The organism is Intrasporangium chromatireducens Q5-1 (genome assembly GCF_000576575.1).
Lineage (GTDB): Bacteria > Actinomycetota > Actinomycetes > Actinomycetales > Dermatophilaceae > Intrasporangium_A > Intrasporangium_A chromatireducens.
Genome location: NZ_AWQS01000035.1, coordinates 1 through 26,996, shown reverse-complemented (window position 1 = coordinate 26,996; position 26,996 = coordinate 1). Strand labels below are relative to the sequence as shown.

Annotated in this window: 27 protein-coding genes and 1 riboswitch; of the genes, 18 read left to right on the top strand and 9 right to left on the bottom strand. The window is 71.6% G+C overall.

Annotation, left to right across the window (positions count from 1 at the left end):
* Positions 1 to 68: 68 nt before the first annotated feature.
* The 4 genes from N864_RS06700 to N864_RS06685 form a co-directional block, all read right to left on the bottom strand.
* Positions 69 to 1,049 carry a cytochrome c oxidase assembly protein gene (locus N864_RS06700; protein WP_051518274.1) on the bottom strand — a complete coding sequence of 327 codons (981 nt, stop codon included), beginning with the start codon at positions 1,047 to 1,049 and terminating at the stop codon, positions 69 to 71.
* 43 nt (positions 1,050 to 1,092) lie between these two features.
* Positions 1,093 to 2,349, bottom strand: a complete 1,257-nt coding sequence (locus N864_RS06695) for a YncE family protein (protein ID WP_034714850.1) — start codon at positions 2,347 to 2,349, stop codon at positions 1,093 to 1,095.
* Positions 2,346 to 3,179 (bottom strand): polysaccharide deacetylase family protein, encoded by an 834-nt coding sequence (locus N864_RS23555; protein WP_034714848.1) that lies wholly within the window; start codon positions 3,177 to 3,179, stop codon positions 2,346 to 2,348. The genes N864_RS06695 and N864_RS23555 overlap by 4 nt, the downstream gene beginning before the upstream one ends.
* Positions 3,180 to 3,258: 79 nt before the next feature.
* On the bottom strand, positions 3,259 to 4,845 hold the full coding sequence (locus N864_RS06685) for an FG-GAP-like repeat-containing protein (RefSeq protein ID WP_034714846.1): 1,587 nt from the start codon (positions 4,843 to 4,845) through the stop codon (positions 3,259 to 3,261).
* 90 nt (positions 4,846 to 4,935) lie between these two features.
* On the opposite strand from N864_RS06685, the gene dapB reads away from it, so the two are divergent.
* Both dapB and idi read left to right on the top strand, forming a co-directional pair.
* Positions 4,936 to 5,721, top strand: coding sequence for a 4-hydroxy-tetrahydrodipicolinate reductase (gene dapB, locus N864_RS06680; RefSeq protein ID WP_276203092.1), 786 nt, complete (start codon positions 4,936 to 4,938; stop codon positions 5,719 to 5,721).
* Positions 5,718 to 6,302, top strand: a complete 585-nt coding sequence (idi, locus tag N864_RS06675) for an isopentenyl-diphosphate Delta-isomerase (protein WP_034714844.1) — start codon at positions 5,718 to 5,720, stop codon at positions 6,300 to 6,302. The genes dapB and idi overlap by 4 nt, the downstream gene beginning before the upstream one ends.
* Positions 6,303 to 6,561: 259 nt before the next feature.
* On the opposite strand, the gene N864_RS06670 is transcribed toward idi, so the two are convergent.
* From N864_RS06670 to N864_RS06660, 3 genes are read right to left on the bottom strand one after another with little or no spacing between them, the layout of a single operon-like run.
* Positions 6,562 to 6,876 carry an AzlD domain-containing protein gene (locus N864_RS06670; protein ID WP_034714842.1) on the bottom strand — a complete coding sequence of 105 codons (315 nt, stop codon included), beginning with the start codon at positions 6,874 to 6,876 and terminating at the stop codon, positions 6,562 to 6,564.
* Positions 6,873 to 7,601, bottom strand: a complete 729-nt coding sequence (locus tag N864_RS06665) for an AzlC family ABC transporter permease (RefSeq protein WP_051518273.1) — start codon at positions 7,599 to 7,601, stop codon at positions 6,873 to 6,875. The genes N864_RS06670 and N864_RS06665 overlap by 4 nt, the downstream gene beginning before the upstream one ends.
* A complete protein-coding gene (locus N864_RS06660) occupies positions 7,598 to 8,215 on the bottom strand; it encodes a GNAT family N-acetyltransferase (RefSeq protein WP_034714840.1) in 618 nt (205 codons plus the stop codon). The genes N864_RS06665 and N864_RS06660 overlap by 4 nt, the downstream gene beginning before the upstream one ends.
* Before the next feature lie 74 nt (positions 8,216 to 8,289).
* Between N864_RS06660 and paaA the strand changes: the two genes are divergently transcribed.
* Genes paaA through paaE form a run of 5 tightly spaced genes read left to right on the top strand, consistent with a single transcriptional unit; the run spans position 8,290 to position 12,071 of the window.
* Positions 8,290 to 9,330, top strand: coding sequence for a 1,2-phenylacetyl-CoA epoxidase subunit PaaA (gene paaA, locus N864_RS06655; RefSeq protein ID WP_034714838.1), 1,041 nt, complete (start codon positions 8,290 to 8,292; stop codon positions 9,328 to 9,330).
* Complete coding sequence (gene paaB, locus N864_RS06650) at positions 9,327 to 9,647, top strand: 1,2-phenylacetyl-CoA epoxidase subunit PaaB (RefSeq protein ID WP_051518272.1); 321 nt, start codon at positions 9,327 to 9,329, stop codon at positions 9,645 to 9,647. The genes paaA and paaB overlap by 4 nt, the downstream gene beginning before the upstream one ends.
* Complete coding sequence (gene paaC / locus N864_RS06645; protein WP_081793460.1) at positions 9,644 to 10,426, top strand: 1,2-phenylacetyl-CoA epoxidase subunit PaaC; 783 nt, start codon at positions 9,644 to 9,646, stop codon at positions 10,424 to 10,426. The genes paaB and paaC overlap by 4 nt, the downstream gene beginning before the upstream one ends.
* A 2-nt stretch (positions 10,427 to 10,428) precedes the next feature.
* On the top strand, positions 10,429 to 10,932 hold the full coding sequence (gene paaD / locus N864_RS06640) for a 1,2-phenylacetyl-CoA epoxidase subunit PaaD (protein ID WP_034714836.1): 504 nt from the start codon (positions 10,429 to 10,431) through the stop codon (positions 10,930 to 10,932).
* Between the two features lie 8 nt (positions 10,933 to 10,940).
* The gene (gene paaE, locus N864_RS06635; protein WP_034714860.1) at positions 10,941 to 12,071 is read left to right on the top strand and encodes a 1,2-phenylacetyl-CoA epoxidase subunit PaaE; all 1,131 of its coding nucleotides are present in this window, start codon (positions 10,941 to 10,943) and stop codon (positions 12,069 to 12,071) included.
* A gap of 82 nt (positions 12,072 to 12,153) precedes the next feature.
* Here the strand turns inward: paaE and N864_RS06630 are convergent, their stop codons facing one another.
* Positions 12,154 to 13,119: a type IV toxin-antitoxin system AbiEi family antitoxin domain-containing protein gene (locus N864_RS06630; protein WP_051518271.1), complete on the bottom strand. Its 966-nt coding sequence runs from the start codon at positions 13,117 to 13,119 to the stop codon at positions 12,154 to 12,156.
* Between the two features lie 158 nt (positions 13,120 to 13,277).
* On the opposite strand from N864_RS06630, the gene N864_RS06625 reads away from it, so the two are divergent.
* The 9 genes from N864_RS06625 (at position 13,278) to N864_RS25945 (ending at position 23,656) form a co-directional block, all read left to right on the top strand.
* Positions 13,278 to 14,093: a thymidylate synthase gene (locus tag N864_RS06625; RefSeq protein WP_034714834.1), complete on the top strand. Its 816-nt coding sequence runs from the start codon at positions 13,278 to 13,280 to the stop codon at positions 14,091 to 14,093.
* A complete protein-coding gene (locus N864_RS06620) occupies positions 14,090 to 14,554 on the top strand; it encodes a dihydrofolate reductase (RefSeq protein ID WP_034714832.1) in 465 nt (154 codons plus the stop codon). Before N864_RS06625 ends, N864_RS06620 begins: the two co-directional genes overlap by 4 nt.
* Before the next feature lie 202 nt (positions 14,555 to 14,756).
* On the top strand, positions 14,757 to 15,641 hold the full coding sequence (gene dapA / locus N864_RS06615) for a 4-hydroxy-tetrahydrodipicolinate synthase (protein WP_034714830.1): 885 nt from the start codon (positions 14,757 to 14,759) through the stop codon (positions 15,639 to 15,641).
* Positions 15,642 to 15,651: 10 nt separating this feature from the next.
* A complete protein-coding gene (locus N864_RS06610) occupies positions 15,652 to 17,337 on the top strand; it encodes a ribonuclease J (protein ID WP_034714829.1) in 1,686 nt (561 codons plus the stop codon).
* Positions 17,338 to 17,342: 5 nt separating this feature from the next.
* Positions 17,343 to 18,293, top strand: a complete 951-nt coding sequence (locus N864_RS06605; protein WP_051518270.1) for an endonuclease/exonuclease/phosphatase family protein — start codon at positions 17,343 to 17,345, stop codon at positions 18,291 to 18,293.
* Positions 18,294 to 18,384: 91 nt separating this feature from the next.
* Positions 18,385 to 18,498: riboswitch (SAM riboswitch) on the top strand.
* Between the two features lie 35 nt (positions 18,499 to 18,533).
* On the top strand, positions 18,534 to 19,877 hold the full coding sequence (locus N864_RS06600; protein WP_034714827.1) for an aminotransferase class V-fold PLP-dependent enzyme: 1,344 nt from the start codon (positions 18,534 to 18,536) through the stop codon (positions 19,875 to 19,877).
* Between the two features lie 98 nt (positions 19,878 to 19,975).
* A complete protein-coding gene (locus N864_RS06595; protein WP_034714822.1) occupies positions 19,976 to 22,837 on the top strand; it encodes an FtsK/SpoIIIE family DNA translocase in 2,862 nt (953 codons plus the stop codon).
* Positions 22,838 to 22,914: 77 nt separating this feature from the next.
* Positions 22,915 to 23,346 (top strand): hypothetical protein, encoded by a 432-nt coding sequence (locus tag N864_RS25950; protein WP_240474238.1) that lies wholly within the window; start codon positions 22,915 to 22,917, stop codon positions 23,344 to 23,346.
* On the top strand, positions 23,279 to 23,656 hold the full coding sequence (locus N864_RS25945; RefSeq protein ID WP_338033627.1) for an ion channel: 378 nt from the start codon (positions 23,279 to 23,281) through the stop codon (positions 23,654 to 23,656). Before N864_RS25950 ends, N864_RS25945 begins: the two co-directional genes overlap by 68 nt.
* Before the next feature lie 76 nt (positions 23,657 to 23,732).
* On the opposite strand, the gene N864_RS06585 is transcribed toward N864_RS25945, so the two are convergent.
* Positions 23,733 to 24,872, bottom strand: a complete 1,140-nt coding sequence (locus N864_RS06585) for a dipeptidase (RefSeq protein ID WP_034714854.1) — start codon at positions 24,870 to 24,872, stop codon at positions 23,733 to 23,735.
* A gap of 36 nt (positions 24,873 to 24,908) precedes the next feature.
* On the opposite strand from N864_RS06585, the gene rimO reads away from it, so the two are divergent.
* Positions 24,909 to 26,357, top strand: coding sequence for a 30S ribosomal protein S12 methylthiotransferase RimO (gene rimO, locus N864_RS06580; RefSeq protein ID WP_034714820.1), 1,449 nt, complete (start codon positions 24,909 to 24,911; stop codon positions 26,355 to 26,357).
* Positions 26,354 to 26,996, top strand: a 643-nt coding sequence (pgsA, locus tag N864_RS06575; protein WP_051518269.1) for a CDP-diacylglycerol--glycerol-3-phosphate 3-phosphatidyltransferase, incomplete at its 3' end; no start/stop codon positions are given. The genes rimO and pgsA, both read left to right, overlap by 4 nt.

The following is a 26,996-nucleotide window of genomic DNA, read 5'->3' as shown; positions in this document are numbered from 1 at the left end:
CGTCGAAGGGCCACGAACCGACGAGGGGCCAGTAACCGTCGAGGGGCCACTAACCGACGAAGGGCCAGTCAGTCCGGGGGCGGGCGGAACCGGTTGCCGAACCGCGGGTCGGTCTCCCACCAGAGGCCGGTGCCCGTGTCAAGGGCGGGCTGTGCCCGGTCCGGGCCGGCTTCTGCGGCTGCAGTGGTCACGGCGCCGAGGGCGGGGGCAGCGTCGAGCCGGGCATCGACCTCGCGGGCCTCCTTCGCGTCCGCACGGATCCACTCCGCGAAGACGGCACCGATGACGGGCAGGCCCACCGACTCGGCCACGGCGAGCAGCGCACCGCCGCCCAGGTGCGTGTCGAGGAGCGGGTCGGGTGCGCCGACCCGGCCGACGAAACCGGGGAAGGTCGGCACGACGACAGACCCCGCTGTCATGAGCAGGATTCCTGGCACGGCGTCGAGCAGGCCGTCAGCGAAGGCGAGCAGTGTCCGGATGCCCGGCGTGGCCCATGCCGGTAGCAGCTCGTCGACCATGAGCGGAAGCACGAAGAGCAACCCGGTGACGAGCAGCACGACGTCGAGGACCGCCTGCAGGGTCGCCGATCGGGTCGTCACGACGAACACCGGCGTGTAGAACACGACGAGCATGGTGCTGACGGCGAGGATCGTGCTGACGGCCGGGAACATCAGGACACGGGCGACCGGACCCGCGAGCAGCCGCAGCAGCAGGTGCTGGCGGTCCTGACGCCGTCGACGCAGCAGGGTCACCGGGTCCCCGAGGGCGAGGCCGACCGGGGTCAGCGAGGCGAGCATGCCGACCTGCAGGGCGCCGATCCAGAAGAGGTTGGACCGGTAGACCGCGAGTGGCCCGCACACGGCATACGCGAGGGTGCTCACTCCCAGGCCGAGGTAGAGCGCGACGCGCCACCACGGCCACCGGACACCTTCGCGGCGGGCGAGGCCGACCTGCCAGAGGTACCACCCGGCGACCACCACGACGAGGGTGATCCCGAACGGGGCGGCGGTCCACCCGGTCAGCAGGTCGGTGGGCTGGAACTGGGTCACGGCCGAGATCGTCCGCTCCGCACCTGAACGTCGGATGAGAGGGTCAGCGCATGTTCCCCGTGTGTCCGAGCGAGAACCGCCCCGGCTGGGGCCAGACGCACAGCCCGTGCGGACCGGCGTCGGTGCGGATGCGGTGCAGTAGGCGGCCGGTGCGGGTGTCGATGACGTAGACCTCGCTGTTGTAGCGACCTGCGAGCCACAGCTGCGTGCCGTCCGCGGACACGTCGCCCATGTCCGGGCTGGCCGACCCGGGGATCTTCCACTTCGTCACCGGCTCGTTCGTCGTCGCGTCGAACACCGAGATGGTGCCCTCGTCGCGGTTGGTGACGAAGACCCGGGCGGCGTCCCGGGAAGGGTAGATGCCGTGCGCCCCCGTGCCGGTGTGCACGAAGTGGTCGAAGCGCATCGTCGTGGCGTCGATGAACCAGATGCCGTTGCGGAGCATGTCGGCGACCATGAACCACTTGCCATCTGGGGTGAGGCGAACGTCCTGCGGCATCGACGAGGCGCCGCGCGCGAGGCCGGACTTCGGGCCGCCCATCATGTGCGCCTGGCTCGGTGGCGTCGCGCCGGGTGTGTGGATCGGGTTGAGGTCGATGACGCGGACGATCCTCGTCACCTCGCGGTCGACGACGAGCAGCTTGCCGTTGAACTCGCAGCTGGCCAGCATGAAGCGCAGGTCAGCGGTGTAGTCGGCATGATTCACCCCGGCGCACTCCGGGATCTTCAGGGACCGCTGCAGCTTCAGGGTGTGCGGGTCGAGCACGTCGATCCGGCGCAGCCGCGAGGCCATCACGACGGCGTGCGCGCCGTCGGGAGTGAAGTAGAGGTTGTAGGGGTCCGCGACCGGCACCGGGGTGCCGAGCCGCCCCGTGCGCGGGTCGATGGGGGTCAGGGCGTTGCCCTGGTCGGAGTTGACCCAGAGGGTGCGCAGGTCCCACGACGGGACCACGTGCTCGGGAGAGGCAGGGACGCGGTGCGTCGAGATGACCTTGTATGTCGCGGGGTCGATGACCTGGACCGTTCCGCCGAGCTGGTTCGGCACGTAGACGAGCGGCTTCGCCTGCTGCGCCGCGCCGGTGATCCGGCCCGCCCCGGTGAACGCGTATGGCGCTGGGCGGGCCGAGGTGCTCGGGCCCAGGTGCGCTGTGGCACCCGGGGTGCCGGGCGCCACCGTGGTCTGCCCGGTCGCGTCCGCGGACCCGACCGGACCGGAGATCGGCCCACTGCGCCCGTCGCACGCGGACAGGACGACGGCGAGCACCACGCCCACGAGGGCGGCCGCGCGTGCGGTCCTCATGCGAGCAGCTCCGTCACGGATCGGGCGGTGAGACCTCGGTCGCCGAGACCGGTGAGCACCGCGGGCAGCGCCTGGACCGTGCCTCGGTGACCGAGGTGCAGGCTCACGATCGATCCGGCTCGCACGGCCTCCAGCGTACCGCGAGCGACCGCCGTCGCGCCGGGATCGAGGTAGTCCATGGGGTCGACGTCGTAGGAGATGCACCGCTCATAGCCTGCAGCCCGGGCCGTCGCACGCAGCAGGGGCGTCGAGTGCTGGGTGCCGGACGGGCGGAAGAGGAGCGGGTTGGATCCCTTGATGGCTGCCACGGCGCGGGCACCGTCCCTGATCTCGGCCGCGGCGGCGGCACGCCCCAGCCGCAGCATCGGCTGGTGGGACCAGGTGTGGTTCCCCAGGTCGTGGCCCGCCGCGACGAGCGCCCGCCCGAGCTCGGGGTGAGCCGTCAGCCACGTGCCGACGGCGAAGACGGTGATCCCAGCGCCGTGCTCCCGGCAGATCGCCAGCACCTCACGGGTAAGCCCTGGGTCGCCGGCGCCATGGAAGGTCAGGGCGACCCCGGAGGCGGAGCGGGGCCCGTGGTCGACGTCCGCTCCCGGGGTGCGCAGGACCTGTGGCCGCGCATCGGTGGTGTGTACCTCCGGGGGAGCCGTGCCCTGCGCGCGGCCGGCCGTCGCGTTCGGGGTCCCGCTCATCGTGCCGGAGCCGGAGGAGGGCTCGGTCTGTGTCGAGCCGGTGCCAGGCGTGCAGGCTGCTGCGCCGAGGGCAACCGCCGAGGCGAGCCCTCCACGCAGCACCGCGCGCCGCCCGACGGGCCTGTCCTCGTTGCTCACGGCAGGACGATGCCCGTCGCCGCTGGGAGTCCGCTGGACGTCGGCTCGAAGCTCCGCCCGCGTCGCCCCCGGCGCACCGTCAGAAGAGACGGTCGATGAAGTTCCACCCGGAGCCGATCTGGACCCGCGGGAGCCAGCCACCGGACGCCGTCCTCGGATAGAGCCACAGCCGACCCGAGCTGTCGCGGGCGGCGATGTCCGGCACCCGGTCGCCGTTGAGGTCGCCGGGGCTCATGATGGCCGTCATCCCGTTCCAGCCGGTGCCGATCCGCACCCGGCTGAGCCAGCCGCCCTTGCCGTTGCCCGGGTAGAGCCACAGGTAGCCCGTCGAGCGCTCACGGGCGACGACGTCGGCGAAGCCGTCACCGTTGAGGTCACCCGGGCCCACGATGCTGCTGAACCCTTGCCAGCCGCTGCCGACCCGCACGCCCGGACGCCAGGTGCCGGTCCCCGTGCCGGCGTAGAGGAACAGGTATCCGGTCGTTCGCTGCCGGGCCAGGACGTCGACCCGCTGGTCGCCGTTGAAGTCGCCGGGGCCGAGGATGACGTCGAACGAGCTCCAGCCGGTCCCGACCCGCACCCGGGGCAGCCAGCCGCCCTTGCCGTTGCCTCGGTAGAGCCACAGGTAACCGGTCGAGCGCTCACGGGCGAGCACGTCGAGGGGCCCGTCCCCGTTCACGTCGCCCGGCGTCTCGAGGGCGTCGAGTCCGCTCCATCCGGTGCCGATGCGCACGCCCGAGGCGAGCCCGCCTCGTGTCGTGCCTGCGTAGAGCCGCAGCTCGCCGGTCGAGCCGACTCGCGCCAGCACGTCACCGATCCAGTCTCCGTTGAAGTCAGCCGTCGAGTTCGACAGCGTCGAGGCCGGCATGGGCAGGGCGGTGAACGCGTAGCTGCCGCAGGTGCGGTCGTAGTCGCGCTGGTCGTCGTACCACTGCGACAGGTAGACCCGGCCGCCGGAGAAGCTGGCCTGGGTGCACCGGTCGGCCGCCTCGTTCGGGTAGTCCAGCTTGCCGGCCGTCGCCCAGACGGGGACCCCGGGCAGCCGCCAGTTCCCGGTGATCTGCTGCCACCCCGCGGCGTACGAGTAGAGGCCGTAGGGGTACCCGGCGTCCCGCAACCCGCGCATGAGCCCCTCGACGACATAGCGGTTCGCGCGCTCGCGGGCGGCGGTCCCGCTCGGCCACGCCTGGGTGGCGCGCGGTTCGACGTCGATCCAGACCACGGGTGGCGTGAAGCCGACCTTGGCCAGACTGGCGACCGCGAACCGTGCCTCGGCGTAGCCGACGTTCGACAGCTTCCCCCACGTCGTGCTGCTCGACCACGGACCCTGGCCGCCATAGGTCGTCACCTGCGCGGCGGTCGGGTAGGCGGCCATCGTGTAGGCCTGCGCGGGCTTGGTGTTGTTCTTCACCCAGCCCACCTGGCTCGCGAGGCAGGGGTTCTCGGTGAACGGAAGGCCCTTGGTGAGCCCGACGATGACGAACTGCGTCGAGGTCGGGGGCATCGGCAGGTCGTAGCCACCGACGCTGCTCGAGCACTGCGGCCAGGAGATGTCGTGCCCGAACATCGTCGCGGCGGTCGCGGTGGGTGCACCGGTGCCCACGGCGCAGGCGGCGGCCAGGACCAGACCACTCAGGGCCCCGGCGATGGTGGTGCGGTGGCTCATGACGACCTCCCTCGACCTTCCCAGTCGAACACCGGGCCGTGCCACCACGGGAGGGACCAAGGTCACGGGTCGACGGCTAGCCTGTGGCTCGTGACGAACAGCAGTGGCGCAGGGATCAGGGTCGGCGTCATCGGCGCCAAGGGCCGGATGGGCGCCGAGGTGTGCCGGGCCGTCGAGGCCGCCGACGGCCTCCGGCTCGTCGGGCGGTTCGACCACGGGGACGACCTGGGCGACCTTGGTGGCGCGGACGTCGTCGTCGAGTTCTCCGTGCCCGACGCCGCGCCGGCCAACGTCGCGCACTGCGTCGCACGGGGCGTGCACGTCGTCGTCGGCACGACCGGGTGGGACGATGGCCGGCTCGAGACCCTGCGGCGGCAGCTCGCCGAGGCCCCGCCCTCGAGCACCGGCGCCCCGGTCGGGGTCCTCGTCGCACCGAACTTCGCGATCGGGGCGATCCTGATGATGACCTTCGCGGCGCAGGCGGCCCGGTTCTACGAGTCGGTGGAGGTCATCGAGCTGCACCACCCCGACAAGGTCGACGCTCCCTCCGGCACCGCTGCCCGCACCGCTCGTCTCATCGCCGAGGCCCGCGAGCAGGCCGGAGCGGGCCCCGTCAGCGACGCCACCACCCACGATCCTGAGGGTGCCCGCGGGGCGCGAGTGAGCGGCATACCCGTCCACTCCGTGCGACTGCGTGGGCTCGTCGCCCACCAGGAGGTGCTCCTCGGCAACGTGGGCGAGATGCTGACCATCCGGCACGACTCGTTCGACCGGGCGTCCTTCATGCCCGGCGTCATCGAGGGGGTGCGCCGGGTCGCCGACCACCCGGGGCTGACGGTCGGCCTCGAGCACTACCTCGGTCTGGCCGCGCCGTGACAGCGCCGGCCGAGGAGGAGCTGGTCGTGCTCCTCTCCGAGGACGGCCAGCGCATCGGCGTCGCGCCCAAGGCGTCGGTCCACGGCGCGCACACCCCGCTGCACCTCGCCTTCTCCGCCTACCTCTTCGACGGGCAGGGGCGGCTGCTGCTGACCCGTCGCGCGCTCGACAAGGCGACCTTCCCCGGGGTGTGGACCAACTCGGTGTGCGGCCACCCCGCGCCGGGGGAGCGGCTCGTGGACGCCGTGCGGCGTCGTGCGGCCGACGAGCTGGGCCTCCGTGTGACAGGGCTGCGCCTGGTCCTGCCGCGCTTCGCCTACCGCGCCGAGATGGACGGGATCGTCGAGCGGGAGCTGTGCCCCGTCCTCGTCGGCCGCGTCGACGAGCAGCCCCGTCCCGACCCGACGGAGGTGGCGGCGGCCGAGTGGCTCGAGTGGCCCACCTTCGTCCGGCAGGTGCGCGACGGCCGTGCCATTTCGGTGTGGTGCCGCCAGCAGGTCGAGCAGCTCGACCGGTTGGGCCCCCGCCCCGAGGACTGGCCGACGGCCGACGTGGGGCTGCTGCCGCCCGCGCTGGCCTGACCGGGTTTCCGGCTCGTGCCGCGGGGGTAGGCCGAGGGGCATCCGAACCAGCACTACCGAAGGAGACTCCATGCAGCACGCAGAGCAGCCAGCACCGCCCGCCGCGGCAGGCCAGTGCTCGTGCGGGAACTGCCCGCAGGGGTGCACCTGCGCCAACTGCACGTGCCAGAACTGCAGCTGCCCCACCTGCAGCCACTGAGTCCGCTCGACGAGCGCCCTTCCTTCTGGAGGGGCGCTCGCGCGTGCGCGGGCCCGGTAGTCAGGCCCAGCCGGCGAGGCGGAGCAGCGCGGCGGTCAGCGCGCCGAGGACGACGACGACGATGAAGGGCGCGCGGAGTAGCAGGGCGACCACCGCGACGCCGACGGCGGCGGCCCGGGCGTCGAGCACGAGGCCGCCGTCCGAGCCGGTGAAGGTCTGCGTCGCGACCAGCGCGGCCAGTAGGGCGATGGGCAGTGCCGCGGTGACCCGCTTGACGTGCGGTTCGTCGAGGAGGGTCGAGGGCACGAGGTGTCCGACGAGCTTCAGCGCGAAGGCGATACCCGCCGCCACGAGTACAGCCACCCACATGGTCACGCCTCGGCCTCCTCGACCGAGCGCTTCGGTGCTCGCCAGGCGAGCAGCGCTGCGGCCGCGGCCACGATGACCGGCAGGCCGGCAGGCAGCGCAGGGGACAGCACCATCGCGACGACACCGGCGACGATCGCGATGGCGACGGCATCGCGGCTCTTCAGCCGCGGCCAGAGCAGGGCTGTGAACGCAGCGCAGGCGGCGGCGTCAAGGCCCCACTGCTTCGGGTCGCCCAGGGCGTTGCCGATGAGGGCGCCGACGAGGGTCATGAGGTTCCACAGGACGAAGACCGACAGACCGGTCACCCAGAAGCCGAGCCGCGAGGCGCGTTCGTCCTGCTGTGACACCGCGACGGCGGTCGACTCGTCGATCGTCAGGTGCGCGGCCGCGGCTCGCCGCAGTCGGTGCACGCCGAGGAGCTGGGTCAGCTCGAGGGCGTAGAGCCCGTTGCGGATCCCCAGCATCGAGGACGCCGCGATCGCCGCGGGAGCAGCAGCCAGACCGCCGCTGCCGACAATCCCGACGAAGGCGAACTGGGAGCCGCCGGTGAACATCAGGGCCGACAGCGCCTGCGCCTGCCAGACGTTCAGACCCGCGGCAACGGCGAGCGCGCCGAAGCTGATGCCGTAGGCACCGGTCGCAACCCCGACCGACAGGCCCTGCCGCCAGACCTGGCGACGCACCCCGGAGTCGAGCGCGGACACTGCATCCTGCTCCTGCGTCGTGCTCATCTCCCGCGGGGGTCCTGGGACACGTCGGCAGACAGCCTCACCTCGTCGAGGGTGTCGCCCGCGGGCGAGACCACCCGGCCCCGATGCGCACCGTCGGCGACGAGGCCGGCACTGGTGAGGAACGCGCGGGTGTCGTCGTCGGAGCCGACGACCCACGTCGTCAGCTCGGTGCGCCCCCTGCCCCGGGCGGTGTCGACGACCGCGTTGAGCAGCCGTGAGCCGTGACCCTGCCGCCGGGCGTCCGGGTGGACGGCGATCGTCGACAGCTCGGCCGTCTCGTCCGTCGCGTCGGGATCGGCCGACGGGGCCACCGCAGCGAAGCCGACGACCTGCTCGCCCGCGCACGCCACGAGGAGCACGTGGTCGCGGCTCGGCGGCTTGGAGAGGGAGGCCCGCCAGGCGTTCGTGAACGGCCGTGGCTCGAACTGGGCGACGACGTCGGGAGGAAGGTGGGCGGCATACGCGTCCCGGAAGACGACCGCCTGCACGAAACCGACCGCCGGTGCGTCCGACTCGCGGGCCAGCCGGACGCTCGCGTCGGCAAGGGCGCCGTGCGCCGAGTGCTCGTGTCCGTGCTCGTGGTCATGCCCGTGTCCGTGTCCCTGTGCCTCCACGCGGTCCAGTCTCTCAGCCTCCCCAGACCGGCGCGGTTTTGCCCGCCTTGTGGTCGGTCTCGCATACTGGACTCATGTATGGCAATGACGTCATCGACCCGAACGACCCCCTCAACGCGGCGGAGACGCCGGCCTACGACGAGGCCCGGCAGCACGAGGACCGGCGTGACGAGGTGGGCGGGGGGTTCGATGCGCTCATCGCCGCCGACCAGCGGATCGAGCCGCGCGACGCGATGCCCGACAAGTACCGGCAGACGCTGATCCGCCAGATCGCCCAGCACGCCCACTCCGAGATCATCGGCATGCAGCCGGAGGGCAACTGGATCACCCGGGCTCCCTCGCTGCGGCGCAAGGCGATCCTCACCGCGAAGGTGCAGGACGAGGCCGGGCACGGGCTCTATCTCTACTCCGCGGCCGAGACGCTCGGCATCGACCGGGCCGAGCTGCTGGACCGGCTGCACAACGGCACCCAGAAGTACTCGTCGATCTTCAACTATCCGACGCTGACGTGGGCCGACTGCGGGGCGATCGGCTGGCTCGTCGATGGCGCCGCGATCATGAACCAGGTGCCGCTGTGCCGGTGCTCCTATGGCCCCTACGCCCGCGCGATGGTCCGGATCTGCAAGGAGGAGAGCTTCCACCAGCGGCAGGGCTTCGAGATCCTCTGGGTCCTCTCGCGCGGCACGGAGGCGCAGCGGGAGATGGCGCAGGACGCGGCGAACCGGTGGTGGTGGCCGGCGCTGATGATGTTCGGTCCGCCCGACAGCGGCGAGGCGGCGTCCCAGGGCCACACGGCGCAGTCCATGGCGTGGGGCATCAAGCGGTTCAGCAACGACGACCTCCGGCAGAAGTTCGTCGACATGACGGTGCCGCAGGCGCAGAAGCTCGGCCTGACCCTGCCCGACCCCGACCTGCGCTGGAACGAGGAGCGCGGCCACTGGGACTTCGGTCCGATCGACTGGGACGAGTTCTGGCGCGTCCTGCGCGGCGACGGGCCGTGCAACGCCGAGCGGATCTCGCAGCGGCGCCGGGCGCACGAGGAGGGCGCCTGGGTCCGCGAGGCCGCGAACGCCTACGCCGCCAAGCACGTTCGCTCGCAGGAGAGTGCCGCGTGAGCGAACCGACCGCGGTCCCGGCCGGCGCCCACGACGAGCGGAGCTGGCCCCTGTGGGAGGTCTTCGTCCGGGGCAAGCGGGGGCTGGCCCACACCCACGTCGGTTCGCTCCACGCGCCCGACGCCGAGATGGCACTGCGCAACGGCCGAGACGTCTACACCCGGCGGCAGGAGGGCGTGTCGATCTGGGTCGTCCGAGCCGATGACATCACGGCGAGCAGCCCCGACGAGAAGGACTCCTTCTTCGACCCGGCCGCGGACAAGATCTATCGCCACCCGTCGTTCTACGACGTCCCTGAGGACGTGGAGTACCTGTGACGGCTGGAAGCGCACCCTCGCCGGAAGCCGGCTCAGCGGCATACGTCCTGGCGGTGGCGGACGACGCGATGGTCTATGCCCAGCGGCTGGGGGAGTGGCTGACGAACGCGCCGCAGATCGAGGAGGACATGGCGCTCGCCAACGTCTCGCTCGACCTGCTGGGGCAGGCGCGGGCCCTCTACGCGCGTGTCGGCGAGCTCGACGGCAGCGGGCGGGGCGAGGACGACTACGCGATGTTCCGCGACGAGCGGCAGTGGCGCAACGTGCACCTCGTCGAGCAGGAGCGCGGTGACTTCGCGCGCGAGATGGCGCGGATGCTGTGGTTCGCGTCGTACCAACACGAGCTGTATGCCGCTCAGCTGGCTTCCAGCGACCCCGTCGTCGCGGGGGTGGCGGGCAAGGCGGCCAAGGAGGTGCGCTATCACCTCGACCATGCGCGGCACTGGGTGCTGCGGCTCGGGGACGGCACGGACGAGTCGCACCGGCGCATGCAGGCCGCCCTCGAGTGGGCCGCGCCCTACGTCGACGAGCTGTTCGACGACCACGCCGCGGCCGTGACGGCCGTGGAGGCGGGCCTCGTGGCCCGCCTGCCCAGTGAGCTGCGCGAGGCGGCGCAGGGGCGGGTCGAGGCGGTCGTGTCGGAGGCGACCCTGACGATGCCCGACCCGCCGACGTGGCGCTCGCGCGGGGGACGGGACGGGATCCATTCCCGCCCGATGGGCTACCTGCTGGCCGAGCTGCAGCACATCTCCCGGTCGCACCCGGGAGCGACGTGGTGACGGTGGCGAGCAAATCGGTGGCGGGCAGCGCTGTCGCACAAGCGATCTCGCAGATCCCCGACCCGGAGGTGCCGGTGGTCTCGATTGCCGACCTCGGCATCCTGCGGGACGTGGCCGTCGATGAGGCGCAGCGGTCGATCGTGGTGACGATCACCCCGACCTACTCGGGGTGCCCGGCCATGGAGGCGATCCGTGACCGCATCGAGCACGAGGCAGGTGTGCATGGCTTCGCGGCCGAGGTCCGCACGCAGCTCTCGCCGGCCTGGACCACTGACTGGATGACCGAGTCGGGCAAGGAGGCGCTGCGACGCTTCGGGATCGCACCTCCGGGGCCGGCTCACGCCGCCGGCCCGGTGACGGTCCGGCTCAGCCGGCACGTGGTGACCTGCCCGCACTGCGGGTCCGAGGACACGACCGAGATCAGCCACTTCGGCTCGACGGCGTGCAAGGCCCTGCGCCGGTGCAACGCCTGCCGCGAGCCCTTCGACGAGTTCAAGGCCCTGTGACGACACCCATGACTGACATCGACACGACCCCCGCCGAGGCCTCGTCGGCGTCACGCCGTGCCCGGTTCCACGAGCTGGAGGTGCTCGACATCGAGCGCCTCACCGACGACGCGGTGGCCGTGACCTTCCTCGTGCCGGACGAGCTGGCCGGTGAGTACGCCTTCCTGCCCGGCCAGCACCTGACGCTGCGCCGGGGCATCCGCGGTGAGGACGTGCGGCAGTCCTACTCGATCTGCCAGTCGCTGCACGCGCCGGGCCGCGCGGGCACGCTCCGGGTGGCCGTCGCCCGGGTGCCGGAGGGCCGGATGTCGAACTGGCTCAACGACGAGCTGCGGGTCGGGGAGCGCATCGAGGTGATGACCCCGCTCGGGTCGTTCACGTGCGCGACCCAGCCCAGCGCCATACGGCATCACGTCGCGATCGCGGCGGGCTCGGGGATCACGCCCGTCATCTCCCTGCTCACCACGGCGTTGGAGGAGGAGCCGGGCTCGCGGGCGACGCTGCTCTTCGGCAACCGACGCACCGACACGATCATGTTCCTCGAGGAGCTCGAGGACCTGAAGAACCGCTTCCCGGGTCGGTTCCAGCTGGTCAATGTGCTCTCCCGCGAGCCGCAGGAGGTGGAGCTGTTCCACGGCCGACTGGACGCTGAACGCCTGGAGCGGATCTTCGCCGCGCTGCTACCGGTCGAGTCGGTCGACGAGTGGTACCTGTGCGGGCCGTTCGGGATGGTCACGGCGGCGGAGCAGCTGCTCAAGGACCGGGGGGTCGACCCGCGCCATGTCCACCACGAGATCTTCCACGTCGACGACGGGACCGAGCCGCGGCGCAGGGTCGTCGTCGACGAGTCCGCGCCGCCGGAGGCCGTCGTGACGGTGACGCTCGATGGCCGGACGACGGTCGTGCCAATGCCGAGCCGTGAGGAGGTCGTGCTCGACGCGGTCCTCCGCGTCCGGTCGGACGCACCGTTCTCGTGCACGAACGGCGTCTGCGGCACCTGTCGTGCCCGCCTCGTCTCCGGAGAGGTGCAGATGGACCGCAACTACGCCCTCGAGCCCGACGAGGTGGCCCGCGGTCTCGTCCTGACCTGCCAGAGCCACCCGGTGACGGACGAGGTCACCCTCGACTACGACGTCTGAGCCGGGCGCCCCGAGGCCGATCGGCGTGGGTCTGTGAGCAGAAATGGGTGTCATAGTGCCCCGAACTGCTCACGACTGGGTCTCAGGCGACGTGCAAGACGGGACAGTCTCCACGGCGGCAGGCCCGCAGCTGGCCAGTCCAGCCGCGGCTCTGACAGATCGCCCCGAGCTCGAGTGCGAGCTCACACGGTGTGTTCGCGACATCAACCCAGAAGACCCGCACGGTGAGCCAACCTCCGGCAGCTGAGCGACGATCCCGCCGACCGTCAGCCTGTTGACCGAGCCAGCCCTGGTGACCGCGCCGGCCATCGACTTCGACGATCAGCCGGAGCTCCGCATAGGCCCGATCGCGGTGCGTGCCTCGGGGACCGGGCTCTTGGCCGATCCCAGTCGGCAATCCATGAGCCCGCTCGACGTCTCGGACGTAGCGGACCTCGGCGACGCTGTGAGCACCACGGGGCATGTCGCTCAGGGCCTCGACCAGCAAAGCCCGACCGCTCTGCGTCGGCCGTTCCGCCAGTGCCGCGAGGAGCGCGAGCTCGTCGGTCATGCGCCGTTGGCAGGCGCGGGCGACGAGCGCGATGGCGCCGTCGAGATCTCGCTCACGAGCGAGATCGAGGACCGTGTGCTCCACGGTGGTCCGGTGTGGCCACGCGTCGGGGTCGACCCTGGTGTCGAAGTGCCGCGAGCGACGTGTCACGATCCCTGGCCGGGCCGACTGTCGACGGCCATAGGGCACGAGCACCTCGATCGCCGCCCCGGGATCCCGCACCAGCCCCCAGGCATGAGCAGCGCTGATGCCGGAGAGCGCACTGGGTCGCCCCACGAAGAGCAGAGCCGCAACGGCCTGCACCTCCCAGCCTCGCCGACCCGGTTCGGTCAGGTAGACGCCCGGCTGCATGGTGAGCCAACGACCCGACTTGACCTTCCACCGGAGCCGGTCGGGGCTGATCCCCGCGTCGAGGGCCTGGGCCCGCGTGAGCAGGCCCGACTGGCCGTTGACACGCGCCTGCAGCAGTCGTGCCTCGCGGTTCAGGTCCTCGCCCACCCATTGATCGTCGTGCAGGACTCATCGCGCCGGCAGGCGTCATCCACAGCCAAGACGCGGGGCAGGGGTCGTGAGCACCTTTCGGGGCCAGGACACCGATTCCCGCTCACGACCGAAGGGTGACTCGCGGGAAGGGCGGTCGTGGATACGCTGCAGCCATGCGGCAGTACCTCGACCTCCTGGACCACGTGCTCGCCAACGGCCAGGAGAAGTCCGACCGGACCGGGACCGGCACCTTGAGCGTCTTCGGCCACCAGATGCGGTTCGACCTGGCCGACGGCTTCCCCGTGCTCACGACCAAGAAGCTGCACCTGCGCTCGATCATCGGCGAGCTGCTGTGGTTCCTCCGGGGTGACACCAACGTCACGTGGCTCAACGACCGGGGCATCACGATCTGGGACGAGTGGGCTGACGCCGACGGCGAGCTCGGCCCGATCTACGGCCACCAGTGGCGGTCGTGGCCCACGCCGGACGGGCGTCACGTCGACCAGATCGCCAAGGTCGTCGAGCAGATCCGCACCAACCCCGACAGCCGCCGCCTCATCGTGTCGGCGTGGAACGTCGCGGACGTCGACGAGATGGCGTTGCCGCCGTGCCACACGATGTTCCAGTTCTACGTCCACCCGGCGACCGATGCCGGGGGCCGCAGACGGCTCTCGTGCCAGCTCTACCAGCGCAGCGCCGACATCTTCCTCGGCGTCCCGTTCAACATCGCGTCCTACGCCCTGCTCACCCAGATGGTCGCGCAGCTGACCGACCTCGAGCCAGGCGAGTTCGTGCACACGCTCGGCGACGCGCATCTCTACCTCAACCACGTGGAACAGGCGAAGCTCCAGCTGACCCGGACGCCGCACCCGTTGCCGACGATGCGGATCAACCCGGCGAAGAAGAACATCGACGACTTCGACCTCGACGACTTCGAGCTCGAGAACTACGTGGCGGAGCCGTCCATCAAGGCACCGATCGCGGTATGACGAACGTCTCGCTCATCGTCGCCGTGGGCCGCAACGGCGTCATCGGTGACGGCACGAGCATGCCGTGGCACATCTCCGAGGACCTGAAGTACTTCAAGCGCACGACGATGGGCCACCCGATGATCATGGGTCGGCGCACCTTCGAGTCGATGGGGGTGCTGCCGGGGCGGCGCAGCATCGTCATCACCCGGCAGCCGGACTGGTCGCACCCCGACGTCGAGACCGCCCACTCGCTGCCGGAGGCGCTCAGCCTCGCCGGCCCCGCCGAGGAGGTCTTCGTCGTGGGCGGCGGTGAGGTGTACCGCGAGGCGATGCCGTATGCCGCTCACCTCCTCGTCACGGAAGTGGACCGTTCCCCGGAGGGCTCGGTCACCTTCCCGGAGGTCGACCTGACGCAATGGCGCGAGGTGTCGCGCGAGCCCCATGACGGCTTCGCCTGGGTCGTGTACGAGCGCCGCTGAGGCGATGGCCGGCCGCTGCGCCCGGGCCGACCTGTAACGGCCGGTTCGTCCCTACCGATGGTAGGGACGCAGGGCGCTACCCGGACCCCCGAGCGAGTAGCGCCCTGCCTGCCGGAGTGCCCGTTGTGAGTGCCGCGGACCGCCGCGCCGACCCTCGGACACGGCGTCCGGGAGCGTCGCTGGCTGGCGCTAACCTTGGCGCATGGCAGCCACTCCCGTGCTCGGACGAGTTCTCTCGGCCATGGTCACCCCGATGCACCCGGACGGCTCCCTCGACCTCGACGCGGCCGCGCGACTCGCGAGCCACCTCGTCGACGCGGGCCACGACGGCCTGGTCGTCTCCGGCACGACGGGGGAGTCGCCGACGACGACCGACGCGGAGAAGGTGCGGCTGCTCGAGGCCGTCGTCGATGCAGTCGGTGACCGGGCCGTCGTCGTCGCCGGTGTCGGCACGAACAACACGGCACACAGCGTCGAGACCGCCCACGCCGCCGCCGCCACCGGCGTCGACGGTCTGCTCGTCGTGACGCCCTACTACAACAAGCCCCCGCAGGCTGGTCTCGTCGCCCACTTCACGGCCGTGGCGGACGCCACGGACCTGCCGGTCATGCTCTACGACATCCCGGGCCGCTCCGGCATCGCGATCGCGAAGGACACCTACCTCGAGGTCGCGAAGCACCCCAACATCGTCGCGGTCAAGGACGCGCGTGCCGACCTCTGGCTCGCCTCGCAGCTGATGGAGGCCACGGACCTGCTGTGGTACTCCGGCGACGACGCCATGAACCTGGCCCACTTCGTCAACGGCGCCACCGGCTTCGTCGGCGTCACGTCGCAGACGAGCCCAGCGGCATACCGACAGATGGCCGACGCCGTCCTCGACGGGCGCTGGGAGGACGCGCGCACCGTCCACCGCGCGCTCATCCCGCTCGTCGAGGCCGTCATGACGGTCACCCAGGGCGCGATCATGGCCAAGGCCGCGCTCGCCCTCCAAGGCATCATCCCGTCGCCGACCGTGCGACTCCCGCTCGTCGAGGCCGACCCGTCGCAGACCGCGATGCTGGCCGCTCGCCTCGACCTGACGCACTGACAGGAGCTCCGTGAGCCACCCTCACCCGGAACTGACCTACCCGCCCCCGCTCGAGAAGGGCGGGCTGCGCGTCGTGGCCCTCGGCGGCCTCGGCGAGGTGGGCCGCAACATGACCGTCCTCGAGACGCAGGGCCGGCTGCTCGTCGTCGACTGCGGCGTCCTCTTCCCGGACGAGACCCACCCGGGCGTCGACCTGATCCTGCCGGACTTCTCCTACATCGAGGACCGGCTCGCCGACATCGAGGCGATCGTGTTGACCCACGGGCACGAGGACCACATCGGCGCGGTGCCCTACCTGCTGAAGCTCAAGGGCGACATCCCGCTCATCGGCTCCACGCTGACCCTGGCCCTCGTCGAGGCCAAGCTCAAGGAGCACCGCATCCGGCCGTTCACGATGGCGGTCAAGGAGGGCCAGCGCGAGCAGCTCGGCGTCTTCGACCTCGAGTTCGTCGCGGTGAACCACTCGATCCCGGATGCCCTCGCGGTGTTCGTCCGCACGGCCGCGGGGACGCTGCTGCACACCGGCGACTTCAAGATGGACCAGCTCCCGCTCGACGGGCGGCTGACCGACCTGCGCGCCTTCGCCCGCCTGGGTGAGGAGGGCGTCGACCTGTTCCTCACCGACTCGACGAACGCCGACGTGCCGGGCTTCACCACACCCGAGCTGGAGATCGCCCCGGCCATCGACAAGGTGTTCCGGCACGCCCAGCGCCGGATCATCGTCGCCTGCTTCAGCAGCCACGTCCACCGCGTCCAGCAGGTCCTCGACGCGGCCGAGAAGGCCGGACGCAAGGTCGCGCTCGTGGGCCGTTCGATGGTGCGCAACATGGGCATCGCGTCCGAGCTCGGCTACCTCCACGTCCCCGACGGCATCCTCGTCGACTGGAAGCGGATCGACGACCTGCCCGACCACGAGGTGGTGCTCATCTCGACCGGGTCGCAGGGCGAGCCGATGGCGGCGCTGTCCCGGATGGCGAACCGTGACCACCGCATCGACGTGGGGCCGGGCGACACGGTCCTGCTCGCGAGCAGCCTCATCCCCGGCAACGAGAACGCCGTCTACCGCGTCATCAACGGGCTCATGCGGCTCGGCGCCACCGTCGTGCACAAGGGCATCGCCAAGGTCCACGTGTCCGGCCACGCCAGCGCGGGCGAGCTGCTCTACACCTACAACATCGTCAAGCCGCGCAACGTCATGCCGGTCCACGGCGAGTGGCGGCACATGTACGCCAACGCCCAGCTGGCCAAGGCGACCGGTGTGCCGCAGGAGAACGTCGTGCTCGCCGAGGACGGCGTCGTCGTCGACCTCGTCGACGGCCGGGCCAGCATCGTCGGCGTCGTCGACTGCGGCTACGTCTACGTCGACGGCAGCAACATCGGCGGCACGGACGAGGCGCTCCTGAAGGACCGGCGCATCCTGCGCGACGAGGGCTTCATCACCTGCATCGTCGTGCTCGATGCGGCGACCGGCAAGATCGCCACCGGCCCCGAGATCACCGCGCGCGGGTTCGCCGAGGACGACGAGATCTTCCTCGAGGTCATCCCGAAGGTCGAGCGGGCGATCGAGGAGGCCGTGCGCGGCGGCGTGCGCGACGACTACCAGCTGCAGCAGGTCGTCCGGCGGGCGGTCGGCTCGTGGGCCGGTGGCAAGATCCGTCGTCGCCCGATGATCATCCCGGTCGTGATGCAGGCCTGAGACCCGTGCGCCGCTGGCTCGACGCCACCATCGGCGGGGTCCTCGTCCTGCTCCTGCTCGTCGGGTCGCTGCGCTGGATCGACACGACGTGGCGCCCGGTCGTCGTCCTGCAGTCGGTCGGCCCGTTCGTCGTGGTGGCGCTCGGGCTGCTCCTCGTCGCGACGCTGCTGCTGCGCCGGTGGTGGATGCTGCTGCCGGTCGGGATCTGCGCCGCCCTCGCGTGGGCGATGGCCCTGCCGACGTTCTTCGCCCACACCGTGCCCGGCCCGGGCAACCTCACCGTCATGTCGGCGAACCTCTACTACGGGCGCGCCAACGCCGACCAGGTCATGGCAGCCGTGCGGACCCACGAGGTCGACGTCCTGGTGCTGACCGAGGTGACACCGGACGTCATCGACCGTCTCGACGCCGCGGGCCTCACCCGGCTGCTCGGCCACCGGACGGGTGAAGCTCGGCCCGACACCTTCACCGGCACGATGATCTACAGCCGGCTGCCCATGACGGTCGTCTCCGGCACGGCGAACCCTTCTGTCGAGCAGACACCGAGCCTCCAACCGGAGGTCGTCCTCACGGTGGGCGGGCGGCAGGTGCGGCTCAAGGCGGCCCACCCGATGGCCCCGCTGCCGGGCGAGACAGACCAGTGGCGCGCCGGCCTGGCCGCCCTGCAGCGCTGGAAGGACGATGTCCCGAGCGGCGAGCGGCTCGTCATCGCGGGCGACTTCAACACCTCCTTCGGCCAGCCCGCCTTCCGGGATCTCGCCGACGGGCTCGTCGACGCGCAGCGGGCGGCCGGCGAAGGCTGGGTGCGCACCTGGCCCGTCGTGGGGCGGCGCATGCCGCCGTTCGTCGCACTCGACCACCTGCTGAGCCGGGGCCTGGGTGTCGTCGACGCCGGCCAGGTCGCCTTCCACGGCTCGGACCACATGCTCGTGTGGGCGAGCTACGCGCTGCGCTGACCGCCCGCTCGCGGGCTCGTCGTCTCGGATCGCGACACGGTGGTGGCGACGCGTGGACGCCCCGCGGCAGCACGCCCTATCGTTCAGCACAGGTCATGAGCGCCAGCGCCAAGCCCCGGCTCGCTGGCCAGCAACCCTCCTTCCGCGGCGGGGTGCTCCGGGTGACGACCGGGCCGTGCCCGTCCGGGCGCGGCAAGCGCGGACCTGCCCGTGGTGGGTCCCCCGACCCAGGAGTGACCCGTGCCTGTCCTGTCTCCCCTTGCCCCCGTCCCGACCGTCGCGTGCGAGCCGACGCCACTGCCTGCGGTCGTCGGAGCCGACCTCGGCGTCCCGTCGCGGTCCGGAACCGTGCGCTACGGCAACCTCGACCACGCGGCGTCGACGCCGGCGCTGGCCGCCGTGAAGCAGGCCGTGGACACGGCGCTGGGCTCCTACGCATCGGTCCACCGCGGGGCGGGCTGGGCCTCGCGCCTCACGAGCGCCTGGTACGAGCAGGCCCGTGACGAGGTGGCCCGCTTCGTGGGGGCCCGGACGTGCGACGAGGTCGTCTTCACCCGCACGACGACGGACTCGTGGAACCTGCTGGCCCGGGTCCTGCCCGCGGATGCCGTCGTCCTCGCCTTCGAGAGCGAGCACCACTCGACCCTGCTGCCGTGGGGCCCTGACCGAACGGTGCGTCTGCCCGTGCCGAGCAGCATCGACGACGCCCTCGCCCGGCTCGACCAGGCCCTGGCGACGCGGCCGGCGCCTGCTCGTCTGGTCGTGCTGTCCGCCGCCTCGAACGTCACGGGGGAGGTGTGGCCGGTCGAGCGGTTCGCCGCCGTGGCGCATGCCCACGGTGCGCGCCTTGCCGTCGACGCCGCACAGCTCGCCGCCCACCGACCCATCGACCTTGGACGCTGGGACGCCGACTACCTCGCCTTCTCCGGCCACAAGGTCTACGCGCCCTTCGGGGCCGGTGTGCTCGTTGGGCGTCAGGACTGGCTCGACGCCGGCAGCCCCTACCTCGTCGGCGGCGGGGCGACCCGGTCGGTGACCCAGTTCGCGACGAGCTGGCAGACCGGCCCGGCCCGTCACGAGGGCGGCAGCCCGAACGTCGTCGGCGCGATCGCGCTCGCCGCCGCGTGCGCGACGATCTCGGGCCACTGGGACGCCATCGTCCGGCACGAGGCGCGTCTGCTCGAGCAGCTGCGCTCGGGGCTCCGGTCGGTGCCCGGGGTGCGGCTGCTCTCGATCCGCGACGGCGACGAGGACGGGGTCGGCGTCGTCGCCTTCACCGTGGCCGGGCTCGACCCGGCGCTCGTCTCGCAGGTGCTGTCGTGGGAGCACGGGCTCGGCGTGCGCGACGGCAAGTTCTGTGCGCACCTGCTCGTCGACCGGCTGCTCGACGAGCGCCCCTCGGCGACGGCGGTCCGGGCCAGCATCGGTCTCGGCACGACGCCGGAGGCCGTCGACCGGCTCGTGGTCGGGCTGCGGAGGCTGGTGGAGCACGGCCCGCTCGACAGGTGGGCGCACGACGGCACGGCCTGGGTCCTCGCCGACGGCGACGGGCGCGACGGGCACGCGGTCGCACGTCCGTGGTGACCGTGGTGAGCGGCATACGGCAGGTTCGAGCGGGCTTTCTGCACCTGTTGCGCGTGTGACGCGTGTGTCGAGGGGGACCAGTGGCGTACGGTGCGACCATGGCGACTCGTCCGTCCAGCAGCACCCGCGGGTCCTCAGCGACCAAGAGCGGCGCAGCCACCCGCGCCGCCTCCACCCGTCGACCGGCCACGCGGTCGACCCGTCCGAGCAGCCGCTCGACCTCCGGCAAGACGCAGCGCAAGGCGAGGGGCGGCGGGCTGCCGTTGCCGCTGCGGGCCCTGCGAAACACGTGGATGGGCGTCTCGCACGTCGCCGGTGGCGCGGTGCGCCGGGTCGGCCACAGCGCCATGGACCTCGAGCCAGAGCACCGCCGCGACGGTCTCGGCTTCGCCCTCATCGCCCTGTCCGTCGTCGTCGCCGCCCGTGAGTGGTGGGGCGTGCCCGGCCCCGTCGGCCAGGTCGTCCACGCCATCTTCGCCGGTACGTTCGGTCGGGTTGCCTACGCCGTCCCCCTGGTGCTCGTGGCCCTCGGCCTGCGGCTGCTGCGGGCGCCGCAGGACGACGCGGCAAACGCCCGGATCACGTGGGGCACCCTGGCGCTGACCTTCTCGGCGTGCGGGCTCGCCCACATCGCCGACGGCATCCCCAACCCGCCGGACGGCGCCGAGGGGATGCGGGCGGCCGGCGGCATCATCGGCTTCCTCGCCTCCAGCCCGCTCTCGGCGGCCGTCTCCGTCTACGGAGCGCTCGTCATCCTCGCGCTGCTCGGCCTGTTCGGGCTGCTCGTCGTGACGGCGACACCGGTGAACCTCATCCCGACGCGGCTGGGCCAGCTGCGCGACCTCGTGCTCCGGCGGCCGCATCCCGACGAGGTGGGCACCGGTGACACGCAACCGACCGGCCGCAAGCGCCCGAAGCGCAAGGCGATCGACCTCGACGACGGGCGCGAGGGCGACGAGGCCTTCCGCAAGGCGGCCCAGGTGGACGCCGAGGGATCCGACGCGTCGCGGCTCCGCCCCGGCGAGAAGCGCCCCACCCGCCCGGGGGTCCTGGCGCCGAAGCCGGCGGACGCCGCGTCGGGGCTCGACGCCACCGATCCGCGCACCCATGGCGCACCGGACACCTCGAAGGTGGGCCCCAAGGCGGAGCTCGTGGCGCCCCCGACCAGCACCATGCCGGCCCGGGTCGAGCAGCTCTCCCTCGGTGGCGACATCACCTACCGGCTGCCGGACCAGGCGCTGCTCACCCCCGGAGCACCCCACAAGACCCGCAGCGAGACCAACGACCGGGTGGTCGAGTCCCTGACCAACGTCTTCGAGCAGTTCGACATCGACGCCGCGGTCACCGGCTTCACCCGAGGCCCGACCGTGACGCGCTACGAGGTGGAGCTCGGCTCGGGCACGAAGGTCGAGCGGGTCACGGCGCTGTCGAAGAACATCGCGTATGCCGTTGCGTCGGCCGACGTGCGCATCCTCAGCCCTATCCCGGGCAAGTCCGCCATCGGCATCGAGATCCCCAACGCCGACCGCGAGAACGTCGCGCTCGGTGACGTGCTGCGCAGCCAGACGGCACGCAGCAACCAGCACCCGATGGTCATGGGCGTCGGCAAGGACGTCGAGGGCGCCTACGTCATCGCCAACCTCGCGAAGATGCCGCACCTGCTCGTCGCCGGCGCCACCGGCTCGGGCAAGTCGAGCTTCGTCAACTCGATGATCACCTCGATCCTCATGCGCGCCACGCCCGAGGAGGTCCGCCTCGTCCTCGTCGACCCGAAGCGCGTCGAGCTGACCGCCTACGAGGGCATCCCGCACCTCATCACGCCGATCATCACCAGCCCGAAGAAGGCCGCCGAGGCGCTCCAGTGGGTCGTGCGCGAGATGGACCAGCGCTACGACGACCTCGCCGCGTTCGGGTTCAAGCACGTCGACGACTTCAACAAGGCCGTGCGCACCGGCAAGGTCAAGCCGCTGCCCGGCTCGGAGCGGCAGCTGACTCCCTACCCCTACCTGCTCGTCGTCGTCGACGAGCTGGCCGACCTGATGATGGTCGCCCCCCGCGACGTCGAGGAGTCGGTCGTCCGGATCACCCAGCTCGCCCGCGCCGCCGGCATCCACCTCGTCCTCGCGACGCAGCGGCCCTCCGTCGACGTCGTCACGGGCCTGATCAAGGCCAACGTGCCCTCCCGCATGGCCTTCGCGACGAGCTCGCTCGCCGACTCGCGCGTCGTGCTCGACCAGCCGGGCGCGGAGAAGCTGATCGGCCAGGGTGACGCGCTCTTCCTGCCGATGGGGGCGAGCAAGCCGATGCGTGTCCAGGGCGCGTGGGTCAACGAGTCGGAGATCCACGAGGTCGTCAAGTTCGTCACCGACCAGCTCAAGCCCAACTACGTCGAGAACGTGACCGTGGCGGCGCCCAAGAAGCAGATCGACGACGACATCGGCGACGACCTGGACGTCCTGCTGCAGGCCGCGGAGCTCGTCGTGACGACCCAGTTCGGGTCGACGTCGATGCTGCAGCGCAAGCTGCGGGTCGGGTTCGCGAAGGCCGGCCGGCTCATGGACCTGCTCGAGTCCCGCGGGATCGTCGGGCCGAGCGAGGGGAGCAAGGCCCGCGACGTCCTCGTGCGGCCGGACGACCTGCCGACGACGCTGGCCCTGCTGCGCGGCGAGGACGTGCCGCAGCCGGCCGACGTGGCCGAGGACCTCGAGCTCGACAGCCCCCAGCCCTACGACGACTCCGTGGTCGACCGGGAGCCGGTGGAGGAGCAGCTCGGCGGCGAGGCGTCGGAGCCGGAGCAGACGCGCACGGCCGCGATCATCGCCCAGCGCAGTGCGCGCCGCGACGACGACGCCGCGCCCGCGGCGTGGACCCCCGGTGACATGACGCCGGTCGTCGACGAGGACGACGAGGAGTCCGAGGACGCGTGGCAGCTGACCGACCGCCGGGACGACCGCTGGTGAGGCTGCGGCGACACGCCTAGCATCGGCGCTCGGCGCGCTGGTGCTGGTCGCGCAGGGGCACCACTAGAGTCCCTGCAATGGAATCCTCCTCGATGGACCTCTGGCCGTCGGTGACCCGCCACGTCGGCCCGCCCAACCGGTGGCAGCGCTGGCTCCGCAACGTCCGGGAGACGCCGAGCGCGGTCCTGCTCTTCGTGCAGATCCTGCTCCTGTTCATCTACCCGTTCATCGAGACCGACGTGCTGGGCCGCTACGCCAAGGCGCTCATCGGTGCCGCGGCCCTCGTCGTGATCTACCTCGCGGTGCGGGTCGTGCGTGCCACTCCGGCGCTGACCTGGGTCGCGGCGGTCCTGGGGGGGGCCGGTCGTGCTGCTGACGATTGCCGAGGCGATCTGGCAGGACGTCACGCCGCTCGCCTTCACCTCGGCGCTGTTGCACGCGATGTTCTACTTCTACATCGCCTACGCGCTGATCCGGTACATGTTCGCCGACAACTGGGTGACCCGTGACGAGCTGTTCGCCACCGGCGCCACGTTCACCGTCGTCGTCTGGGCCTACGCCTACGTCTACCAGACGGTCCAGTTCATCTGGCCTGACTCGTTCACCATCCACGGGGAGGCGGGACCCGGTGTCCGCAGCTGGTTCGAGCTGCTCTACCTGTCCGTCACCACGATGACCAACACCGGCCTGTCCGACATCGTGGCCGTGACGCCGAACGTTCGGTCCTTCGTCATGGTGCAGATGCTCTCGGGCATCCTCTATGTCGCGCTCGTCGTCGCGCGCCTCGTCGGTCTGACGATCATGCGGTTCAACCGCTGAGCGGTATGCCGCTGAGTGGGCTCACGCTCGTCAGTGGACGTGCGCGCGGGCTCGCTCCCGGCCCGGCTCCGGCTTCTCAGCCGGCCTGCGCGGCGTCCTCGACGTCGCGCATGACCCGCAGGATGTTGTCCCGGGCGAGCTTCGCCACGTCGGAGTCGGACCACCCGTGGTCGAGCAGGGCCGCAACGAGGCGGGGGTAGCCGCCGACGTCCTCGAGCCCGACGGGGAACGTGTCGGTCCCGTCGTAGTCGCCGCCGATCCCGACGTGATCGACCCCGGCGACGTCCCGCACATGCTCGAGGTGGGCCACCACCTGGTCGATCGTCGCGTCCGGCTTCGGGTGGTCGAGGACGTGCGTGCGCACGAACCGCTGGAAGGCGACCCAGTCCTTGGCGTCGACCCCGACCCGGGCCGCCGCTGCGGCGGCCTCGACCCGCCACTCGGCCGTCACGGGGGAGACGAACTCCGGCACGAACGTCACCATGCAGACCCCGCCGTTCGCCGCGAGCGCCGACAGCACATCGTCCGGGACGTTGCGCGGCGAGTCGCAGACCGCTCGCGCCGACGAATGGCTGAACATCACCGGAGCCCGGGTCGTCTCGAGGGCCGCACGCATCGTCGTCGCCGCGACGTGGCTCAGGTCGACGATCATCCCGATCCGGTTCATCTCCCGCACGACGCCGCGGCCGAACTCCGTCAACCCACCGACGGTCGGGACGTCCGTCGCGGAGTCGGCCCACGGCACGTTGTCGTTGTGGGTCAGCGTCAGGTAGCGGACGCCGAGCGCGTGCAGCATCCGCAGGACCGCGAGGGACTCCCCGATGGAGTGACCGCCCTCCGCCCCCATGAGGCACGCGATCCGTCCGGCGCGCGCCGCCGCCACGACGTCGGCGGACGTGCGAGCGGGAGCCAGCGCAGCGGCATACCGCCTCGTCATGCGGCGGACGCCGTCCACCTGCTCGAGCGTCGCCACGACCGCCTCCGGTCCCGGGAGCGTGCTCGGCACGAAGACGGACCAGAACTGTGCGCCCACCCCGCCCGCCCGCAGCCGCGGCAGGTCGGTGTTCGTCGTGGCGACCGGGTGGCTGACATCGATCCGGTCGAAGTCGTAGCCGGCCTGCTCGCGCAGCTCCCACATGAGGTCGTTGTGCCCGTCGACGAGGGGGTGCTCGTCGAGGAGGGCACGGGCGCGGTCCAGGGACGAGGCGGCGGGCATGCGAGCCATTGAACACCCCCGAACTAGAGTGGGCGCATGACTCCGCCGGACAAAAGCGTCGCCCTCGTCACCCTCGGGTGCACGCGCAACGAGGTCGACTCCGAGGAGCTCGCAGGTCGGTTGCTGGCCGAGGGGTGGCGGCTCGTCGACGACGCCGCGGACGCCGACGTCGCGGTGGTCAACACGTGCGGCTTCGTCGAGCAGGCCAAGAAGGACTCCATCGACGCGCTGCTCGAGGCCTCGGACCTCAAGCAGGGTGGGCGCACGCGGGCCGTCGTGGCGGTGGGCTGCCTCGCCGAGCGCTACGGCTCCGAGCTCGCCTCCGAGCTGCCCGAGGCCGACGCCGTGCTCGGCTTCGACTCCTACCGCGACATGTCGACGCATCTGCGCACGATCCTCGCCGGCGGCCACGTGCCCAGCCACACACCCGGCGACCGGCGCCGGCTCCTGCCCCTCAGCCCCGCTGCCCGCCGCGACGAGGTTGGCCACGTCGCGATGCCCGGCTTCGGTGACGAGCCCACCGGCCCCGTGCCGCCGACCGGCCCGCGCGTCATCCGGGCCCGGCTCGACGGGCGCCCGTGGGCCCCCCTCAAGATCGCGTCCGGCTGTGACCGGCGGTGCACGTTCTGTGCCATCCCGATGTTCCGGGGTGCGTTCGTGTCCCGCCGCCCGGACGAGGTGCTCGCCGAGGCCCGGTGGCTCGCCGAGCGTGGGGTCAAGGAGGTCTTCCTCGTCTCGGAGAACTCCACGTCCTACGGCAAGGACCTCGGCGACCTCGGCCTCCTCGAGAAGCTGCTGCCCGAGCTGGCCGCCGTCGAGGGCATCGAGCGGGTCCGGGTGTCCTACCTGCAGCCGGCAGAGATCCGCCCCGGCCTGCTCGCGGCCATGGCCGACACACCCGGCGTCGCGCCGTACTACGACATCTCCTTCCAGCACGCGTCCGAGCCGGTGCTTCGGGCGATGCGTCGGTTCGGTTCGCGACCTGCCTTCCTCGACCTCGTTCAACGGGTTCGCGAGCGGTCGCCTGAGGCGGGGATCCGCTGCAACGTCATCGTCGGGTTCCCCGGCGAGACCGAGGCGGACGTCGACGAGCTCGAGGCCTTCCTCAGCGAGTCGAGGCTCGACGTCGTCGGCGTCTTCGGCTACTCCGACGAGGACGGCACCGAGGCGGCGGGGCTGCCGGGCAAGCTGGCCGAGCCGATCATCGCCGAACGTCTCGACCGGGTCAGCCGGCTCGTCGAGGAGCTGAACGCCCAGCGGGCGGAGGAGCGCGTCGGCGACGTCGTCGACGTGCTCGTCGAGGAGGTGCCGGACGCCTTCGGCGACGGCGACCTCGTCGGACGGACCGGCTTCCAGGGGCCCGACGTCGACGGCGTCACCATCCTGCGGATCGATGCCTCGACGCCCGCCCTGAAGGTCGGCGACATCGTCACGGCCACCGTCGTCGAGAGCGAGGGTGTCGACCTCGTCGCGGTGCCGCGATGACGATGCACCACGGCGAGGGGCCGCCGCCCCGACCGACGGACTGGAACGTCCCCAACGCGCTCACCGTCCTGCGCGTCCTGCTCGTGCCGGTCTACGGGCTGCTGCTGATGCACGACGACGGCGCCCAGCCGTGGTGGCGGTTCTGGGCCTGGGTCGTCTTCGTCGTGGCCGCGGTGACGGACGGCATCGACGGCCGGATCGCACGCAGCCGGGGCCAGATCACGAACTTCGGCAAGGTCTCCGACCCGATCGCCGACAAGGCCCTGATGGGCATGGCTTTCATCGGCCTGTCCCTCCTCGGTGAGATCTGGTGGTGGGTCACGATCGTGATCCTCACCCGAGAGGTCGGGATCACCCTGCTGCGCTTCCTCGTCATCCGCTACGGCGTCATGCCCGCGGGCCGGGGAGGCAAGTTCAAGACGATGCTGCAGACCATCTCGCTCGGCGCACTGACCTTCCCGTTGTGGGTCCTGCCGCTCGCGGAAGTATGGCGTGTGCTGGCCCACGTCGTGCTCGGCGTGGCTCTCGTCGCGACCGTCCTCAGCGGTGTGGACTACGTCTTCAAGGCGGCCCGGCTGCGCCGTGCGAGCGCCGCGGCCCGGCTGGCCGGCTCGGCCCCGGGCGGGGGATCCGGCTCGG